Here is a 17,672-nt window from a genome sequence, read left to right as displayed (position 1 = left end):
CAATGACGATACGGGTACAATGTCAGTTTTTCGCACCCTGCAAGGCAGCAACAGAGGAAACGCGATGAAGATTCTGGTCGGCTACAAGCGCGTCGTGGACTACAACGTCCGCATCCAGGTCAAGCCCGACGGCTCCGGCGTGGTGACCGAGGGCGTCAAGCTCTCGGCCAACCCCTTTGACGACATCGCGCTGGAAGAAGCCCTGCGCCTGCGCGAGAAAGGCGTGGCCGAGGAAGTGGTGATCGTGGGCATCGGCCCGGCCGACCTCACCGCGCACCTGCGCAACGGCCTGGCAATGGGCGCCAACCGCGCCATCCACGTCACCACCGCCGAGGCCGTGCAGCCGCTCACCGCCGCGCGCGTGTTCCTCAAGCTGGTCGAGAAGGAGCAGCCGGGCCTGGTGATCCTGGGCAAGCAGGCGATCGACGACGACGCCAACCAGACCGGCCAGATGCTGGCCGCGCTGTGGGATCGACCGCAGGCCACCTTCGCCAGCAAGGTCGAGATTGCCGATGGCAAGGTCACCGTGACCCGCGAGATCGACGCCGGCCTGGAAACCATCGAGGCGGACCTGCCCGCGGTGATCACCACCGACCTGCGCCTGAACGAGCCGCGCTTCATCAAGCTGCCGGACATCATGAAGGCCAAGTCCAAGCCGATCGACACCATCGAATTCGGCTCGCTGGGCGTCGAGGCGGGCGACCATCTCAAGACCACCCATTACGCCGCGCCGCCCAAGCGAAGCCGTGGCGTGATGGTCAAGGACGCGGCCGAGCTGGTCGCCACGCTCAAGCAGAAGGGCCTGCTCTAAGCAGCCGCCGGGAACAGGAGAGAAGACATGAGCAAGATCCTCGTCATCGCCGAACACCTGGACGGCAAGCTCAACCCTTCGACCGCGCGCGCCGTCAGCGCCGCCGCTGCGGTCAAGCCCGAGGCCATCGACGTGCTGGTGCTGGCCGACAGCGCCGACACCCTCGCCGCCGAGGCCGCGAAGATCGAAGGCGTGAGCCGCGTGCTCACCGCCACCCGCGCCGAGAACGCGCATGCGCTGGCCGCCGTGATGGCGCCGCAGGTGGCCAAGGCCGCCGCCGGCTACAGCCACGTGTTCGTCCCCTCCACCACCTTTGGCAAGGACCTGGCGCCGCGCGTCGCCGCCCTGCTCGGCGTGGCGCAGGTCAGCGACGTGATGGCGGTCGAGGGCAGCCACACCTTCAAGCGCCCGATCTACGCCGGCAATGCCATCGTCACGGTCGAGGCCGACCCGGCGCAGACCGTGGTAGCGACCATTCGCACCGCGTCCTGGTCGGCCGCGTCCAACGGTGCGAACAGCGCCCCCATCGAAGCGTCGAACATCGACGTCGCCCTTCCCTCGCACACCCGCTTCGTCGAGCTCAAGCAGGGCAAGAGCGACCGCCCGGATCTGCAGAGCGCCAGCAAGGTCGTCTCCGGCGGCCGTGGAGTCGGCTCGAAGGAGAACTTCGAGATCGTCTACAAGTTCGCCGACAAGATCGGCGCAGCGGTGGGCGCCTCGCGCGCCGCGGTGGATGCGGGCTACGTGCCCAACGAGATGCAGGTTGGCCAGACCGGCAAGATCATCGCTCCCGAGCTGTACATGGCCATCGGCATCTCCGGCGCCATCCAGCACCTGACCGGCATCAAGGACGCCGGCACCATCGTGGCGATCAACAAGGACGCCGAGGCGCCCATCTTCGAAGTGGCCGACATCGGTCTGGTCGGCGATCTGTTCAAGATCATCCCGGAGCTGGAAGCGGCGCTGGCTTGATCAGGGGTGCGGGGGCGCCGGGTTCGATGATTCCTTGCCAGGCGCCGCTATAGCAGTCCCGCCCAGCATCAGCCCCAGGACCAGAAAGAGGACGTCGCCGCCGAAGGTAATGACCCGAAAAGCTACTGCAAGCAGCAAGATATCCGGTTCCGCCATATGACCACGCAGTAGTGTGAGAAATACCATTTCTCTCACGCCTACTCCCGCTGGAGCTCCCACGACCAAGAACCCGGCCACCCAACTCGCCGCGGCAGCCGCCGGCAACAGGGAGATGTTGCCCTCCTTCATGAGCACGTGGGCAGGCGCCATCAACGCCAGCGCCATCGCGGCGAACAGGAGTAGTTGCAGAGGGAGTACGGGCAGCAACCAGCGTGGCGCGTGCAGGGGCACCCAGGCGCTGGCTCGCGGACTACGCTTGCGCCATGCCTGCAGGCAGGCAAAGCCCAGTCCCAGGCACAAGGCCTCGCCTAAAATCATCTGCCACGTTGTCGGCGTGACTGGCAACCATGGCACCAGCGCCTTTGTCGCGCTCGCGGCCCAAACCAGCGACGCCAGTACGAGAAAGCCAGCTTCCCCTACGGTACCGAGAAAAAGCGCCCGATGGCTCATGCCTAGGCGGCGAAGCAACACGTGCCTCCCCAGGTAGTGTCCGAAATTGCCCGGCAGATATTTTGCAAACTGTGTTGTTGCATACGTAGCAAACATCAGGCGCAAAGGGGGCGTCCTAGGCACGAAGGCCGTCTGCAAACACCACCAGGCTAGTCCGGCGCAACACAATCCAAGCGCATAGATTGGTATGGCGGCGGCCACGAAGCCAGCCAACAATTCGAAATGTGGCGACTGTAAAAGATGCGTCAGGACACCAGCGCGCACAAACCTGGCGACGATCCATCCGATGCATGCCAGCGCAAAAAGACCGCCAACAACCCGAATGGCGGCCTTAGCAACCTTTGACACGGCCAAGTACAAGTGTCCAGGGAAGCGGTGACCGCACCGCAACGACTTCTAGGTGACGCTCGATGAGTGCCAGGAATGCGCCTCGCGACCAATGCTGGATGTGACCTGGCGTGTTGCCGAGATCTTTCCAATAGCGCCCCCGAGCCAGATTGAGCGCGCGCCATACCGGTTCGCGCGGAACGCTCAACAGCAGATGCCTGCGACTCAGGCTCTTGAGGATTTCCAGCGCCGCCTCCGGGTCCTCCAGGTGTTCCATCACCTCGCAACAAACTACGAGATCGCTGGGTTCGTAAATTCCCCGTGCGTTGAAAACGTCGAGCGCGCGAAAGGGTATCGGCAGACCCGCTGCGGCGGATCGTCGCTGGGCTTCGATCACTGCTTCCTCGGCGATATCACATCCCTGGACATCCCACCCCGTTCGCGCCAGCCGCATCGACAACTCGCCTTCGCCGCATCCCACCTCGAGAGCGGAACCTACCGGTTTCGCCAACGCGGCAAGCTCCATGAACGAGCGTAGAAACCCCTGCATGAGGGCACGCGCGACCGGGTTGCGCGTGTTGTACTTGTCGTAATAATTGCCGGCCGGCTGTACAACATTGCCGCTCATCATCACCTCGCTAGAGTCCGTATGGTCAAGCGCAATCAGCGCCGGAATATTGCGCGATCCACCGCTTCGGCGAATCCGCGTGCGTAGGTTCGGACTCGACGTGCCGCTCTCCCACCAACCGATTCTATCTTCGAAGCCGGGTCACGCGAAGGGTGCATCGTTCGTTAGTAACGCGCAGGCCGCACGGCCCAAGGTCTCCGGTATCATCAAGGGAGCGCCACACCGACGTGGCTTCGCCAACAAGCGCGATCGGCCGCAAAGGTCGAGCTGCGATAAGGGAATCCAATGAAGCTGATCATCCAAATCCCCTGCCTCAACGAGGCGGAAACCTTGGCCGTCGCACTGGCGGACCTACCCCGCGAAGTCGAAGGATTCGACACGGTCGAATGGTTGATCATCGACGATGGTTCCAGCGACGGCACCGCCGATGTCGCTCGCCAGCACGGCGTCGACCACGTCATTCGACATCCTGTCAATCGTGGTTTGGCTGTTGGCTTCATGTCGGGACTCGATGCGGGCCTGCGTTTGGGCGCCGATGTCATCGTGAACACCGACGCCGACAATCAGTACTGCGCCGCTGATATCCCAAGACTGACTTCCCCGATTCTGGCGCAGGAGGCCGACATCGTGATCGGCGCGCGGCCGATCGAACAGACCGAGCACTTTTCCTGGATCAAGAAAAAGCTCCAGCGCTTGGGGAGCTGGGCGGTCAGGGTCGCCAGCAAGACGGACGTGGCGGATGCTCCCAGTGGCTTTCGTGCAATGTCGCGCGATGCCGCATTGCGACTCAACGTCTTCAGCGCCTATACGTACACCCTTGAAACCATCATCCAGGCCGGCCAGAGCAATCTTCGAATTGCTTCTGTTCCGGTACGGACGAACGCCGATCTGCGCCCGTCGCGGCTCGTCAAGAGCATTTCGAGCTATGTCAAGCGCTCGCTACTAACCATCTTCCGGGTTTTCGTCATCTATCGACCAATGACCCTGTTCCTGTGGGTAGGTTCGCTATTCATGTTGGCCGGCGCCATCGGCGGCCTGCGCTTTCTTTATTACTACATGGCCGACGGCGGCGAAGGGCACGTCCAGTCCGTCATACTGACCTCGCTGTGTATAACGCTAGGCATGCTCCTCTACATGATGGGTCTAGTGGCCGACCTCATTGCGACGAATCGCAAGCTGTTGGAGCGGGTCCATCTTCAGCTCAAGACGGACAACCTAGCCCGTGCGTCTTTGACGCATTTCCGCCAAGGTAAGGATTGAAGCAATGCCGCGGACATTCACGGACCTCTCGGTCGGCGACGAAAACATTGAGGCTATCGCCCCGAGGAAGCGTCCAACCATGACGTGGGCGATCGTTTGCGTATGCTTTTTTCTCAAGTTCGCGATCTACGGCATATTTATTACGCCGCTATGGGACATTCCCGACGAATCCGGCCATTTTTCCTATGTCGAAGACATCGTTGACGGGAAAATCCCGATGCTCGGCACATCAAAAATGGGCATCGATGTCACCCATTCGTGGATCGCCCCTTCTGCCAAACCGGGCTTGAACTGGATAGCACAGCATCCTCCGCTTTACTACGTGGTCGCGGCACCGGTACTGATGACGGCGCGGGCTGCCAGCCTTTCCTTCGATGGACAAGTGCGGAGCGTGCGTCTCGTCAGTGCGCTGTTCGGTGCACTGGCGCTGCTTGGCATCATGCTGGTCATCTGGGAAGTCACCCGTAACGGCATGCTCGCACTGGCTGGAGGAATCTTTGTCGGTTGCACGCCCATGTTTCTTCAACTAGGCACGGGTGTTTCCCACGACACGCTTGTCGCCTGCATGGCGGCGTGGGCGGCCTTCTGGTGTATCCGCTGGCTTGATACCGATAACTTCGTTTATGCCTTGTGGTGCGCTCTGTTCGTCGCGCTAGGCTTGGTCACCAAGTTCACAGGCCTTGGTATGGCCATACCGTTGTTCTTTGCCATGGCCTATCGCCTATGGACCGCAAGCGCGCTTGAGAGGCAAATGACCGCGCTGCGGCGCTGCACCGTTCTGTGGCTGGTCATGTTCCTGCCAATCTGTCTCTGGATGCTACGCAACTTCGTACTGATGCATCAGTTGCTTCCGTTCACGTCCATCATCACCAAAGAGCATCCCAAGGTATCGATAGGATTTCTGGAATACGCTTTGACCACGCCATTCTGGCCTGCCACCCTGACCAACTATGTGGGGCTCATTGGCTGGAATGGCCGAGGCAGCGGCGTGCTTGACTGGGTCCAAGCAAATGGACCGGTACTGCGCTATTTTCTGGCGGCCATTTTCTTCTGTGCGACCTTCACCTTGGCTCAGGCCTGCAATCATTGGCGAGTCCGATTGGCCAATCGCAATATTGCATTGCTGTCGGCCGTTGTTACGGCTTGCGCCGCAGGCATGCTGCAACCCAACAAGCTTTCCGGCCTGACCTGTATTGTCCTGGCACTCGCCTTGCTTGCGACCTTGGCGACGCACCTTCCGGCGGCGCTCCGCGGGGAGCGCAAGCCGTGGTTGTTCGTTACCGGAAGCGTCTGTGCGCTGTTTTTCTCGTTCGTGTTTTACGAACATCTGTGGGCGGAATACAACGGCGTCGTGCGCGCCACGCACGGCCGCTACTTTTATCCCGTGCTCCCCTTCCTCATCGTGATCCTGGCTTGGCCGTTGCGCGGAATTAGGCTGACCAGAGTGGCCTTGTTCGCCTCGCTTCTGGCTATGCTTTTTTCCGATCGCTTCTTTCTGCATCAAGCTCTGAGGCTATACGGCCAGCTTTGAGGATTTTTATGCGCTTGTTCATACCCGTATTTCTAGTCGCCGCGCTGTTGATCTTCTTACCTTTCAGCACCAATCAGGAGTTTTTGAGAAACCGGGCCCGAGCAAATACCCCGGCGGGGGAATTCAATGCTGGGGCAAGATTGGTGCAGTCCGGATATCTGCCTCGCGGTACAACCTCTACCGCCGGGCAGGGCAATCTATGCGTAGGCATACAGTTCGCCACGTATGCACGGCGCAATTCGGGGCAACTGGGGGTTCACTGGAGCCAGCCCGGGCGAACAAACCGTTGGCGCGTGGAATCCTCGGAACTCGAAGACAATCAGTTCAAATATTTTTGTCCGCAGGACGGTATTGAACTCGACTCTGGTTTCGAGATCGCAGTCATCGGAATCGATGGCAAATCCGGTCATTCGCCCACGGCTTGGCTTACCGCAGACACCAGCCTGGGCACGGTACGTGTGAATGGGCAACCACGGGGCAAATCTCTTGTTTTGTCCTTTGCGGCCCGCAAACACGTGACAGCAGCCCGGATACTGCGGACGAATCATGGCGCGTTTGCACTTGGACTGCTGCTATCGGTCATCATCGGACTCGTTGCGTTGCTGTCCATGAAACAGCACGCAGCCGAGTCCGCCTGATTGCCTTAGGCGAGGCGTGTCCCGACGGGGCGGGTGGCTCACCCCACTCGTCGCGGAGGGAACGCCAGCTTGAAAGGCGTGTCGCTGATCGACAGGTTCGGGTTGTACGCGGGGTCGTTCATCAGTTGCTGGCCCCATCGTTCCTGCATGAATTCCACCTCGCCCGCAAATCTGGCTTTCTTCTCGGGTGAGTCTTCCTGGCCGCGACTGGCAGACTCGTGGTGGTAGAGCTCGGCGAAAGGCGACCATACATTTCGATACCCTGCCTCCCGTACCCGCAAGCAGAAGTCGACGTCGTTGAATGCCACCCGCAGTTTTTCATCCAGTCCGCCGACTTGTTCGTAAACTTCTCGCCGAACCATCAGGCAGGCGGCAGTCACCGCGCTAAGTGACTGGGTCAAACCGGCCCGGCCCATCTGCCCTGGCCATCCCTTCGGCTTGCCGCAATAGATGTGCGCTGCCACACCGTGTACGCCGAGCACCACGCCCGCGTGTTGGATCGTGTCGTTCGGGTAATACAACATGGCGCCTACGCACCCGATGTCCGACCGTATGGCATGGCCGGCCAACTCCTCCAGCCAGCCAGGCGTGATGACTTCGATGTCGTTGTTGACGAGGGCGATCAATTCCCCGCCCGTGTTCGACACGGCAAAATTGTTGACCGCCGAGTAATTGAATGGGTGGTCGTATTCGAGTACCCGCACGCGACTGTCCTGCACCACCGAGATGAAGTATTCCAGCGTTGCCGGGTCCGTGGATTGGTTGTCGACGATGACGATCTCGTAATTGGGGTACGTCGTCTTTTCGAGAATGGAGTCGACGCAGCGACGCAACAGCGACAGTCCGTCGCGCGTGGGGATGATGATCGATACCTTGGGTTGATCGTCGAGCTGATAGTGGATCCGGAAGTGGCCAGGTTGCCCGCCGACCTCCTGCACGCTCGCGCGGGTGCCAATGCGAGCCAAATGGTTTTCGATAGCTTTCAATCCCGCATCCCGCGCATAGTTCTTCTCGCCCACGCCTACCGAAGTGGAGCCTGGAATCGCTCGCCAGTGATAAAGGACGCGCGATACGTGTCCGATTTCATCCGGCGAAAGCCGCTCGCAGAAGCGCAACGCAAGATCCCAGTCCTGGCTTCCTTCGTACCCTTTCCGGAAACCGCCGATCTGCAACATCAACTCTCGCTGGTAGATGCCAAGGTGGCTCACGCAGTTGTGTCCCAGCAGGAGATCGTAGTTCCAGTCTGGCTTCATATAGGGGTCGTAACGCCGCCCCTTCGGATCGATCTTGTCCTCATCGGTGTAGATGAGTTTCCAATTGCGATGCGTCTGCAACGCGGCGACCACTTCGTGCAGCGCCAACGGGTGTAGCTCGTCGTCATGATCAAGCAAGGCCACGTACTCGCCGGTGGCCAGCGCCAGCGCGCTGTTCGTGCTCGCGGAGATATGTCCGTTGTCCGCGCGCAGCACGATCCGGATGCGTTCGTCCTTTTGCTTGTACTCCTCGAGTACGCGCCTCACATGTGGCAAGGGCGATGCGTCGTCGGCAATGCACAGCTCCCAGTTGGGGTAGCTCTGCGCCAGCACGCTGTCGATGCAGCGCCGCAGCCAAACCTCTTCCGTATTGTAGGTCGGCAACAGGACCGAAATCAGTGGTTGATAGCCCCAGGATCCGGAAGTCGTGCGAGCATCCTGCAGGTCCTTCCCGGAGACGCGGTCATATTGGGCAATCCACGCGTCGTACGTGTCGAACGACTCGTTCATATCCGTGTAATTGCGATACACGCGATCGGTCATCGCGGATAGACCGGAGGCGCGCAGCCTCTTGATGAACCCTCCGCGGCGGGCGTTGAGCCGAATCCCACCGCGGCCTGCTTTGCCGATCGAACGGAACAGCGTGAGCGCGGCACGCAACTTGCCCACGCGCCGCAACACCAGCTTACGCACGGACAACTCGCAGGGCGCCATGGCCGGGTCGAACCTCAGGTCGAACACGGTATGGGGGAACCGAATCAATCCGACATGCCGGTGGCGTTGAGGGTCGAAGAACGAGAGCCTTATCCCTTGGTCGGCAGGCACTCCCGGCCCGTAGTTCGGGTAGAGCATCGCCTGCGCTGGCGGCCCTTGGTGCTGGACCATCTCCAGATCGACCATATACCAGCCCGGCGCGAGCGGATATCCGCCATAGGCGCATGCAAAGATCGGATCATCCCCCGTCACCTTGTAACGACTGTCGCCGGCGTTCACCAATTCCAGTTGCTGAAGTGGTTGCAGTTTGGCGCGAACGCGCGAAAACCGGCGCCGCAGCCGCGATAGCAAATCGCTATGCGTGAGCGTCCGGATCGCCACTTCCTGGCGAGCCAAGGCCAGCTGCAAGGGCTCCATGGACGTCGCAATCTCGGACACTTGCCGCTCGATGGTGAGGAAGGCGGTCTCGCGAGCGTCACGTTCGGCACGCAGCAGCCGCAACTTTTCCTTGAGACGTCGCTCCCGCTCGCCCGCCGTTGTTCGCGCTGCATCCAGTTGTCGCACCAGGTTGCCGAACTGGGACTCGAGTGCGTCGAACTCAACCGCGATGCGCTGCGCATTGAAGCGCTCGACATCGAGTACAAGCGTCGTGCCTGGCCGCACCACCCCATCCGGCCACGCGAAAATCATCTGCGGATCCCCGTCCACGCGGTGCACGACGGACCCAGGATGGCTTGGGCTTTCCAACGAATAGATGCCCGACAGGCTGACTTCCCCCGGAGAATCTTCCCAGTTCCACAGCATCCTACGCTCTGCATCTCGCAGGAATACCGCGTGGAAAACGTAGTAGCCACCGCGGCTTGCCGGATCCAACCGATACCGCAAATCTGCGCCAGCCACCACCGGCAATTCCACCAGCGAGCGCCCCGGAGGAACCGCCCGATGTTCCACCCGGTCCTCCGAGAAATGCTCACCCTCGGCGGCGTGATAAAGAGAGGCTTGAACGCTTCTGTCGTCGCTCGTACGGGCCGAACGGACCACCTCGTTCGGCAACGGTGCTTCCTCGCGATAATCAAGTAGGCGGAAAAGCTCGATCGCTTCGTCCGAAAGAGCGCCCAACGCCTTCCAGTCGCTGTCCGCTCGTCCCGAAGCGATCCGCCGGGTTTCCGTTTCCATGCGGGCAACGATAGGAGGGGTCCAACCGTTCGGCTCCGCACCGCGATGATTGCGCATGGCCGAGTCAAGGAAGGCCCCAAGTGCCGATTCGCGCTGGCTTGGCGGGATCGGCCACGTTACCTGCAAATCCCGCCCGATCCGTTCCAGGGTGCCAACGGGATCGGAAAGCAACTGGTCGTACTCGATCAGCGATCGCGGCAGTTCGCGGGTTGCTCGTTCCGAGTCCGCCAAATGCAGGATCCAGGACAGCACACCCGCTTGTTCTCTGAGGCCTTGGGCACGCTTCAACGACTTGGCGACCTCGATCGCCGCGCGCGCGGTGAATACGGCGGAAACGGAGATCCCCATCGTCTGCAGGCATTCGATCCAGAGCGGCGCCACGCGGCACATGCGCGGATCCTTGATCCCCCAGAGTGGGACCTTGAGAAAATCGCGATGTACGAGCGCCTTTATTTCCTCACGCGCGCGCGATGCGGCAGCGCTGCCCAGCCAGCCGTCAGGCAGCGGCTCGAGACTCCACCAGACCATGTCGAAGGCCCCCAGGAGACGGTCGTTGATATGCACCGCTTCGGCGTGTTCCCAGTACCCCTTGGCGTTGACGCTGTCCGGGTCGAGCAAGTGGGAGCCGACGTCCATGCCCAGTAGGTTCATGCAGCGAGTCGCCGCGGAGGTCCCACTCCGATGCATGCCCATGATGAGAAGGCATCGACAGGGAGCCTGCGTGTTTTCAACCTGAATCATGCTGTTTCCGTGTTCCCCTCGAGAGGACTCGCTTCCATGGTTTCGACCAGGTCTACGAACCCGGTCGTCTTTCGGTCCCGGCGGGCCATTACCCGGAACATCACCACGTCGATCCGACGGTCGAGGTAAGTTTCTTCTTCGCCCAAGCGACCCTGGACACCTGCATTCATGAAATAGACGCCGGGCGACAAACGGCAGGTAAATTCGAACCGTAGGTCGAATCCGGCCCCAGGGCCCACCCATTCGAGCGCTTCTTCGGTTCGAGCGGTCACCCCGCCGGCAAGCTCGACGCCTGTCAGCGACTTAATCAACATACCGAAGCGCACGCCGCTCGCGCCCCGATCGAACCGGACGCGATAGCGATAGACATAACGTTCGCCGGCATTGATCACATTGACCTGCGCACCCCGCATCGTCTCGATGCGCGGATCTTCGATCGTCGCGCCTTGGCTGAGGTAAGCCACCTCGCTTTGCGAGCAGAGACCCTCATCGAAATATGGCCGCTCGACCGAATCGGTCGACGAATCGGGCGGCGGCGCCAGCTTGCGCGACTCTTCGCCGGGCAAGCGCGACTCTGCAAGCCTACCTTCGTCCCTGCTATGCAGGCGGTCCCGCAGCAATTGTTCCCGCAGCGGCCCTGCACGCTCTTCGCTTGCATACAGAAGACGTTGATAGGACGAAACTACCGCCTTGGGCGCCCCGTCCGCCAGCATGTCGCCTGCGTCCAGCAGGATCGCGCGATCACATAATTCGATCACGGTCGCCGCGGCATGGGATACGAACAGGATCGTGCATCCCCGTTGGCGCAGCGCCTCGATCCGAGCAAAGCATTTTCGCTGGAAGGCCTCATCGCCCACTGACAACGCTTCATCCACGATCAGCAGATCGGGCTCGACATGAATGGCGACCGCGAACGCAAGCCGCACATACATGCCGCTGGAATAGGTTTTGACCGGACGATCGATGAAATCGCCGATTCCCGCGAAGGCGAGTATCTCTGGCATCTTCCTTTCGATCTCGCGCCGCTCCAGGCCCAAGACAGTGCCGTTCAAAAGGACGTTCTCGCGGCCAGTGAACTCCATATTGAAACCAGCGCCCAGTTCAAGCAGGGCGGCAACCCGCCCCGTGACGCTTACCTTTCCGCATGAGGGGGTCAGGGTGCCGCAGATCAGCTGCAGCAGCGTGGACTTGCCCGAACCGTTGCGGCCCACGATGCCGACGGTTTCGCCACGCCTTATGCTGAAATCGATATCGCGCAACGCCTCGAATTCGCGATGCCAACGGCGCGCGCGACTGAACATCTGGAAGAGGCGATGGTGCGGCTTGTCGTAGATCGGAAAGGTCTTGCGTAACCCGCTGACCTCAACGACGACTTCAGAGGACATCGGCGAACCCCCGCCTCGTCGCCATGAACCAGGCATGGCCCAACCACGCCATAACCGCTCCGACCAACGTCGCCAGCGCCAGGCCATCCCAATCGGGCGCCGTACCGGCGAGTGCCACCATTCGAGCCTGATCAATGAAGAAGGTCAACGGATTGAGGTGGAACAGAGTCTGCAGCCCCGGAGTAAGGATGCTCACCGGAATGATCGCGGACGAAAGAAACAGCAGGGCCGAGGCCAGAACCGGCATGATCTGCGAGATGTCGCGGAAGTACACGCCCAACGAGGCGAGAAGCCATGACAATCCCAACGTCAGTAGCGCAAAAGGCGCCATGATCACCGGCAACAGCACGATGGTGGCGGGCAGGCGGCGCTCCAGCGCCACCATCAACAGGATAAGCACGATGAAATTCGTCAAGGCGTGGAAAAGCGCGGAAAACACCATCGGCCAAGGCAGCACGTCCAAAGGAAAGACCACACGCTTGACGAAATTCGGATTGGCCACAACGAGGGTGGGCGCACGTGTCAGGCACTCCGCGAAGAATCCGTGCAGGATCAGACCCACGAACAGGATCACCGCGTAGGGATGATCTCCACCGGCTTCGTGTGGCCAGCGGCTCTTGAGTACTGCGCCAAAGGCAAACGCATACACGCCCAACATCATGAAGGGGCTGATCACCGACCAAGCCAAGCCGAAGCTTGCTCCGCGATAACGCCCGAGAACTTCGCGCTTGCTCAGTTCCCAGGTCAGCGACCGATGTCGGACCAGAGCAGCGAAAGGTCCTTCCCAGCGGCGTTGCTTCTGCTCTACGGGCACACCGCTGCCATCACGCGGCGCGATCAGACTCATGACAACGCCCACTCCAACTCCGCCTTCAGGTCCGCGACGTCTTCGACGCCGACCGACAACCGCACCAGACCGTCGCTGATCCCGAGCCGTTTGCGGTTCACCGCCGGCACCGAGGCGTGGGTCATGATCGCCGGATGTTCGATCAGGCTTTCGACGCCGCCGAGGGATTCGGCCAGGGCGAACAGCTTGCAACGCTCGAGCATGCGACGCGCCTTGCGCAGGCCGCCCTTGACCTCGATCGTCACGATGCCGCCGAAGCCGTGCATCTGGCGGCGCGCCAACGCGTGCTGCGGATGGCTCTTGAGGCCCGGGTAGATCACCCGTTCGACCGCGGGATGCTTTTCCAGCCATTGCGCCAGCTCCATCGCGCTGCGGCAGTGCGCCTGCATGCGCAGGTGCAGGGTCTTCAGGCCACGCATGGCCAGGAAGGCATCGAACGGGCCGGCGATGGCACCCACGGAGTTCTGCAGGAAGCCCATCTTCTCGGCCAGTTCCTCGTTGCCGGCGACCACGATGCCGCCGACCATGTCCGAATGGCCGTTGAGGTACTTGGTGGCTGAATGCAGCACCAGGTCGGCGCCGAACTCGAGCGGCCGCTGCACCATCGGCGAGCAGAAGGTGTTGTCCACCACCAGGATCAGCCCGTGCTTCCTGGCGAAGGCGGCGATCTTGGCCAGGTCGACCAGTTTAAGCATCGGGTTGGTCGGCGTCTCGGCCCAGATCATGCGGGTGTTGGGCTTGAGCGCGGCCTTCAGCGCCTTGGCATCGTTCAGATCAATGAACTCGAAATCCAGCCCCGCCGAACGCCGGCGCACCCGCTCGAACAATCGGTAGCTGCCGCCGTACAGATCATCCATGGCGATGACGTGGCTGCCCGAGTCGAGCAGATCCAGCACCGTGGCCGCCGCGGCCAGCCCGGAGGCGAAGGCGAAGCCGGCCACGCCGCCTTCCAGGTCGGCCACGCAACGCTCGTAGGCCATCCGGGTCGGGTTCTGCGTGCGCGAATATTCGAAGCCCTTGTGCTTGCCGGGGCTTTCCTGCACGTAGGTGGACGTGGCGTAGATCGGCGTCATGATCGCGCCGGTACTCGGGTCGGGATGCTGGCCGGCGTGGATGGCGCGGGTTCCTAGCCCGAGGGAAGCGGCGTTTTTCTTGCTCATGGATCGCGGGAACCTGCAATAAGGAGGCTGCCATCTTAACCGCGAAGCCTGCTTTTGCCTTAATCCGCCGTCACTTCCGCCGTCTCCCGCGGCCCGCAAACAGGCCGTCGATGGCACAATACGGAGTTTGGAAGACGCGGACCGCAACATGGAAACCTTGCTCGTCACCGGCGGCGCCGGCTTCATCGGCGCGAATTTCGTGCTGCAGGCAGTCGCCGACGGCCTGCGCGTGGTCAACCTGGACAAGCTGACCTACGCCGGCAACCTGGACACCCTGGCCTCGCTGGAGGGTAATGACCGCCACCTGTTCGTGCAGGGCGACATCGGCGACCGCGCGCTGGTGGCGCAACTGCTGGCCGAGTACCGGCCACGGGCGATCATCAATTTCGCCGCCGAATCGCACGTGGACCGCTCCATCGACGGCCCGGCGACCTTCGTCGATACCAACGTGGTCGGCACGCTGGGCCTGCTCGAGTGCGCGCGCGATTACTGGCGCGGCCTGGAAGCGGCCGCACGCGAGGGTTTCCGCTTCCTGCACGTGTCCACCGACGAGGTGTATGGCTCGCTGGGCGCCGAAGGCAAGTTCACCGAGACCACACCGTACGCGCCCAACTCGCCCTACTCGGCCTCCAAGGCCGCCTCCGACCACCTGGTGCGCGCGTTCCACCACACCTACGGGCTGCCCACGCTCACCACCAACTGCTCGAACAACTACGGGCCCTACCAGTTCCCCGAGAAGCTGATCCCGCTGGTGATCCAGAAGGCGTTGGCCGGCGAGCCGCTGCCGGTCTACGGCGACGGCCTGAACATCCGCGACTGGCTCTACGTGGGCGACCATTGCAGCGCGATCCGCCGCGTGCTCGAGGCCGGCCGCGTGGGCGAGACCTATAACGTGGGCGGCAACGCCGAGCGCGAGAACCTGACGGTGGTCAAGACCATCTGCGCGCTGCTCGACGCGCGCCGGCCGCTGGCCGACGGGCGCCCGCGCGAGTCGCTGATCACCTTCGTCAAGGACCGCCCCGGCCACGACCGCCGCTACGCGATCGATTCGGGCAAGCTGCAGCGCGAGCTTGGCTGGTCGCCGACGCACACGTTCGAAAGCGGCATGGCGCACACCGTCGACTGGTATCTCGCCCACCAGCCGTGGGTGCAGCGGGTGCTGGACGGCAGCTACCGCATGGAACGGCTGGGATCGTGAGGAGCCACGCATGAGCGCACGCAAGGGCATCATCCTGGCCGGCGGTTCCGGCACGCGGCTGTATCCGATCACCCAAGGCATCAGCAAGCAGCTGCTGCCGGTGTACGACAAGCCGATGATCTACTACCCGCTGGCGATGCTGATGCTCGCCGGCATCCGCGAAGTGCTGGTGATCAACACCCCGCATGAGCAGGCACTTTTCCAGCGGCTGCTGGGCGACGGCTCGCAGTGGGGCATGGACATCCAGTACGCCGTGCAGCCCTCGCCCGACGGCCTGGCGCAGGCGTTCCTGATTGGCCGGGAGTTCCTCGCCGGCGCATCCAGCTGCCTGGTGCTGGGCGACAACATCTTCTATGGCGTGGGCCTGACCGAGCGCTTGCAGCGCGCGGCGGAGCGCGAGCACGGCGCTACCGTGTTCGGCTACTGGGTGCGCGATCCGCAGCGTTACGGCGTGGCCGAGTTCGATGCCGACGGCCGCGTGGTGGGGCTGGAGGAAAAGCCCGCCAGTCCCAAGTCCAGCTATGCCGTCACCGGCCTGTATTTCTATGACGAGCGAGCCAGCGACTATGCCGCCTCGCTCGCCCCCTCGCCGCGCGGCGAACTGGAAATCACCGACCTCAATCGTTGTTATCTGGACGAGGGCAACCTGCACCTGGAACAGCTGGGCCGCGGCTACGCCTGGCTGGACACCGGCACGCACGAGTCGCTGATGGAAGCGGGCAACTTCATCCAGACCATCGAGCACCGGCAGGGCTTGAAGGTGTGCTGTCCGGAGGAGATCGCCTACCTCAAGGGCTGGATCGACGCGGAGCAACTGCTGCGCCTGGCCGAACCGCTGGCCAAGACCGGCTACGGCCAATACCTGCAGAACCTGCTCAGCCAGGGCCTGGCGCGATGAAGATCATCCAGACGACCCTGCCCGGTGCCGTGGTGCTCGAACCGCAGGTGTTCGGCGACGCGCGCGGCTTTTTCTACGAGAGCTACAACGAGGCGAAGTACCGCGAGGCCGGCATCGACCGCCGCTTCGTGCAGTCCAATGTCTCGCGTTCGGCACGCGGCGTGCTGCGCGGCCTGCACTATCAGTGGCCCAACCCGCAGGGCAAGCTGGTCAGCGTGCTGGAAGGCGAGGTGTATGACGTGGCGGTCGACATCCGCCGCGGCTCGCCCAGCTTCGGACGCTGGGCCGGCGTCATGCTCACGGCCGAAAACCATCGCCATTTCTGGGTCCCGGAGGGCTTCGCGCACGGCTTCTGCGTGTTGTCGGAGTTCGCCACCTTCAGCTATCAGTGCACCGCGCTGTATGACCGCGAGGGCGACGCCGGCATCCGCTGGAACGACGCGGACATCGGCGTCGACTGGCCTGTCAGCGCTCCGTTGCTTTCCGACAAGGACACCCGCGCGCCGTTCCTGAAGGACGTCCCGGCCGAGCGGCTGCCGCTCTACACGCCATGAAGATCCTGCTGCTGGGCGCCAACGGCCAGCTTGGCCGTGCTTTCATGGAGGACGGCGGCCTGGCCGCGCACGGCACGCTGGTCCCGGCCACGCGCGACGGCACGCTGTGGAATGACGAACGCGGCGAAGTGGCCGACCTGGCCGGGCCGGACCTGGAGCGGCTGCTCGAGCGCATTCACCCGGACGTGATCGTCAACGCCGCCGCCTACACCGCGGTCGACCGCGCCGAACAGGATGAAGCGCTGGCCACCCGGGTCAACGGCGACGCCGTCGGCGTGTTGGCCGCGTGGGCCGCTGCGCATGGCGCGCTGGTGCTGCACTACTCGACCGACTACGTGTTCGGTGGCGACGCGACCACGCCGTACCCGGTCGATGCGCCCACCGGCCCGCTCGGCGCCTACGGCCGCAGCAAGCTCGCCGGCGAGGAAGCGCTGCGCACCAGCGGCGCCGACCACCTGATCCTGCGCACCGCGTGGGTGTATGCCCCGCATGGCCACAACTTCCTGCGCACCATGCTGCGCCTGGGCGCCGAGCGCGACGAGCTGCGCGTAGTCGCCGACCAGTACGGCGCGCCCACCTCCACCGCGTTGATCGTGCGCGCCAGCGTGGCCCTGCTCGAGCGCTGGTTCGCCGAGCCCGGCGCGCGCGACCCGTTGCGCGGCACGCACCACGTGGTCGCCAGCGGCCACACCAGTTGGCACGGCTTCGCCAGCGCAATCTTCGATGAAGCCCACGCCCGCGGCCTGCTCGCCCGCAAGCCCCGCGTACTCCCGATTGCCACGACCGACTACCCCACCCTGGCCCGCCGGCCGGCCTGGTCCGTGCTGGACAACACCGGCCTGGGCCGGCTGCTCGGAAGTCCGTTGCCCGACTGGCAAGAAGGCCTGCACGAGGTGATGGACCGGCTGGCCGACCGGGTCGCCTGACCGGCAGCACGCTGCCACGTCCATCGTGAGGCCGGCATCACGCG

Annotated in this window: 15 protein-coding genes; 9 read left to right on the top strand and 6 right to left on the bottom strand. The window is 62.8% G+C overall.

Translation table 11 applies throughout. The features are described 5' to 3' along the window. The first annotated feature begins 64 nt into the window (after nucleotides 1–64). Both OSC30_RS03890 and OSC30_RS03885 read left to right on the top strand, forming a co-directional pair. Nucleotides 65–811: an electron transfer flavoprotein subunit beta/FixA family protein gene (locus OSC30_RS03890; protein WP_267170523.1), complete on the top strand. Its 747-nt coding sequence runs from the start codon at nucleotides 65–67 to the stop codon at nucleotides 809–811. Nucleotides 812–838: 27 nt separating this feature from the next. Next, nucleotides 839–1,783 carry an electron transfer flavoprotein subunit alpha/FixB family protein gene (locus OSC30_RS03885; RefSeq protein ID WP_267170522.1) on the top strand — a complete coding sequence of 315 codons (945 nt, stop codon included), beginning with the start codon at nucleotides 839–841 and terminating at the stop codon, nucleotides 1,781–1,783. On the opposite strand, the gene OSC30_RS03880 is transcribed toward OSC30_RS03885, so the two are convergent. Together OSC30_RS03880 and OSC30_RS03875 are read right to left on the bottom strand one after the other, a co-directional pair. Beyond that, nucleotides 1,784–2,746 carry a hypothetical protein gene (locus tag OSC30_RS03880; RefSeq protein ID WP_267170521.1) on the bottom strand — a complete coding sequence of 321 codons (963 nt, stop codon included), beginning with the start codon at nucleotides 2,744–2,746 and terminating at the stop codon, nucleotides 1,784–1,786. Continuing rightward, nucleotides 2,724–3,347: a class I SAM-dependent methyltransferase gene (locus OSC30_RS03875; RefSeq protein WP_267170520.1), complete on the bottom strand. Its 624-nt coding sequence runs from the start codon at nucleotides 3,345–3,347 to the stop codon at nucleotides 2,724–2,726. The genes OSC30_RS03880 and OSC30_RS03875 overlap by 23 nt, the downstream gene beginning before the upstream one ends. 285 nt (nucleotides 3,348–3,632) lie before the next feature. Here OSC30_RS03875 and OSC30_RS03870 point away from each other — a divergent pair, with 285 nt between their 5' ends. From OSC30_RS03870 to OSC30_RS03860, 3 genes are all read left to right on the top strand, one after another. Continuing rightward, a complete protein-coding gene (locus OSC30_RS03870; RefSeq protein WP_267170519.1) occupies nucleotides 3,633–4,607 on the top strand; it encodes a glycosyltransferase family 2 protein in 975 nt (324 codons plus the stop codon). A 79-nt stretch (nucleotides 4,608–4,686) separates the two neighbouring features. Continuing rightward, nucleotides 4,687–6,138: a glycosyltransferase family 39 protein gene (locus OSC30_RS03865; protein ID WP_267170518.1), complete on the top strand. Its 1,452-nt coding sequence runs from the start codon at nucleotides 4,687–4,689 to the stop codon at nucleotides 6,136–6,138. 14 nt (nucleotides 6,139–6,152) lie between these two features. Then, nucleotides 6,153–6,776, top strand: a complete 624-nt coding sequence (locus OSC30_RS03860) for a hypothetical protein (protein ID WP_267170517.1) — start codon at nucleotides 6,153–6,155, stop codon at nucleotides 6,774–6,776. 38 nt (nucleotides 6,777–6,814) lie between these two features. Here the strand turns inward: OSC30_RS03860 and OSC30_RS03855 are convergent, their stop codons facing one another. The 4 genes from OSC30_RS03855 to OSC30_RS03840 form a co-directional block, all read right to left on the bottom strand. Further along, nucleotides 6,815–10,570 (bottom strand): glycosyltransferase, encoded by a 3,756-nt coding sequence (locus tag OSC30_RS03855; protein ID WP_267170516.1) that lies wholly within the window; start codon nucleotides 10,568–10,570, stop codon nucleotides 6,815–6,817. Nucleotides 10,571–10,656: 86 nt separating this feature from the next. Then, nucleotides 10,657–12,045 carry an ABC transporter ATP-binding protein gene (locus OSC30_RS03850; RefSeq protein WP_267170515.1) on the bottom strand — a complete coding sequence of 463 codons (1,389 nt, stop codon included), beginning with the start codon at nucleotides 12,043–12,045 and terminating at the stop codon, nucleotides 10,657–10,659. Then, nucleotides 12,035–12,892: an ABC transporter permease gene (locus OSC30_RS03845; RefSeq protein WP_323374193.1), complete on the bottom strand. Its 858-nt coding sequence runs from the start codon at nucleotides 12,890–12,892 to the stop codon at nucleotides 12,035–12,037. The genes OSC30_RS03850 and OSC30_RS03845 overlap by 11 nt, the downstream gene beginning before the upstream one ends. Then, nucleotides 12,889–14,052 carry a trans-sulfuration enzyme family protein gene (locus OSC30_RS03840; protein ID WP_267170514.1) on the bottom strand — a complete coding sequence of 388 codons (1,164 nt, stop codon included), beginning with the start codon at nucleotides 14,050–14,052 and terminating at the stop codon, nucleotides 12,889–12,891. The genes OSC30_RS03845 and OSC30_RS03840 overlap by 4 nt, the downstream gene beginning before the upstream one ends. A 148-nt stretch (nucleotides 14,053–14,200) precedes the next feature. Here OSC30_RS03840 and rfbB point away from each other — a divergent pair, with 148 nt between their 5' ends. From rfbB to rfbD, 4 genes are read left to right on the top strand one after another with little or no spacing between them, the layout of a single operon-like run. After that, complete coding sequence (gene rfbB, locus OSC30_RS03835) at nucleotides 14,201–15,250, top strand: dTDP-glucose 4,6-dehydratase (RefSeq protein WP_267170513.1); 1,050 nt, start codon at nucleotides 14,201–14,203, stop codon at nucleotides 15,248–15,250. Nucleotides 15,251–15,260: 10 nt separating this feature from the next. Then, the gene (rfbA, locus tag OSC30_RS03830) at nucleotides 15,261–16,148 is read left to right on the top strand and encodes a glucose-1-phosphate thymidylyltransferase RfbA (protein ID WP_267170512.1); all 888 of its coding nucleotides are present in this window, start codon (nucleotides 15,261–15,263) and stop codon (nucleotides 16,146–16,148) included. Then, a complete protein-coding gene (gene rfbC / locus OSC30_RS03825; protein ID WP_267170511.1) occupies nucleotides 16,145–16,702 on the top strand; it encodes a dTDP-4-dehydrorhamnose 3,5-epimerase in 558 nt (185 codons plus the stop codon). The genes rfbA and rfbC overlap by 4 nt, the downstream gene beginning before the upstream one ends. Beyond that, nucleotides 16,699–17,628 (top strand): dTDP-4-dehydrorhamnose reductase, encoded by a 930-nt coding sequence (gene rfbD / locus OSC30_RS03820; protein ID WP_267170510.1) that lies wholly within the window; start codon nucleotides 16,699–16,701, stop codon nucleotides 17,626–17,628. The genes rfbC and rfbD overlap by 4 nt, the downstream gene beginning before the upstream one ends. Nucleotides 17,629–17,672: the final 44 nt, after the last annotated feature.

The organism is Frateuria hangzhouensis, assembly GCF_026410505.1.
Taxonomy (GTDB): Bacteria; Pseudomonadota; Gammaproteobacteria; order Xanthomonadales; family Rhodanobacteraceae; genus Frateuria_A; species Frateuria_A hangzhouensis.
The sequence above is the reverse complement of the archived record's forward strand: the minus strand, read 5'-3'. Positions and strand labels throughout refer to the sequence as shown.

Excerpts from the sequence above, each read along its gene's own strand:
- rfbA (WP_267170512.1), top strand. The coding sequence starts at position 15,261 with ATGAGCGCACGCAAGGGCATCATCCTGGCCGGCGGTTCCGGCACGCGG.
- OSC30_RS03850 (WP_267170515.1), bottom strand. The coding sequence starts at position 12,045 with ATGTCCTCTGAAGTCGTCGTTGAGGTCAGCGGGTTACGCAAGACCTTT.
- rfbB (WP_267170513.1), top strand. The coding sequence starts at position 14,201 with ATGGAAACCTTGCTCGTCACCGGCGGCGCCGGCTTCATCGGCGCGAAT.
- OSC30_RS03890 (WP_267170523.1), top strand. The coding sequence starts at position 65 with ATGAAGATTCTGGTCGGCTACAAGCGCGTCGTGGACTACAACGTCCGC.
- rfbC (WP_267170511.1), top strand. The coding sequence starts at position 16,145 with ATGAAGATCATCCAGACGACCCTGCCCGGTGCCGTGGTGCTCGAACCG.
- OSC30_RS03855 (WP_267170516.1), bottom strand. The coding sequence starts at position 10,570 with ATGAACCTACTGGGCATGGACGTCGGCTCCCACTTGCTCGACCCGGAC.
- OSC30_RS03870 (WP_267170519.1), top strand. The coding sequence starts at position 3,633 with ATGAAGCTGATCATCCAAATCCCCTGCCTCAACGAGGCGGAAACCTTG.
- OSC30_RS03845 (WP_323374193.1), bottom strand. The coding sequence starts at position 12,892 with ATGAGTCTGATCGCGCCGCGTGATGGCAGCGGTGTGCCCGTAGAGCAG.
- rfbD (WP_267170510.1), top strand. The coding sequence starts at position 16,699 with ATGAAGATCCTGCTGCTGGGCGCCAACGGCCAGCTTGGCCGTGCTTTC.
- OSC30_RS03840 (WP_267170514.1), bottom strand. The coding sequence starts at position 14,052 with ATGAGCAAGAAAAACGCCGCTTCCCTCGGGCTAGGAACCCGCGCCATC.
- OSC30_RS03865 (WP_267170518.1), top strand. The coding sequence starts at position 4,687 with ATGACGTGGGCGATCGTTTGCGTATGCTTTTTTCTCAAGTTCGCGATC.
- OSC30_RS03885 (WP_267170522.1), top strand. The coding sequence starts at position 839 with ATGAGCAAGATCCTCGTCATCGCCGAACACCTGGACGGCAAGCTCAAC.
- OSC30_RS03875 (WP_267170520.1), bottom strand. The coding sequence starts at position 3,347 with ATGAGCGGCAATGTTGTACAGCCGGCCGGCAATTATTACGACAAGTAC.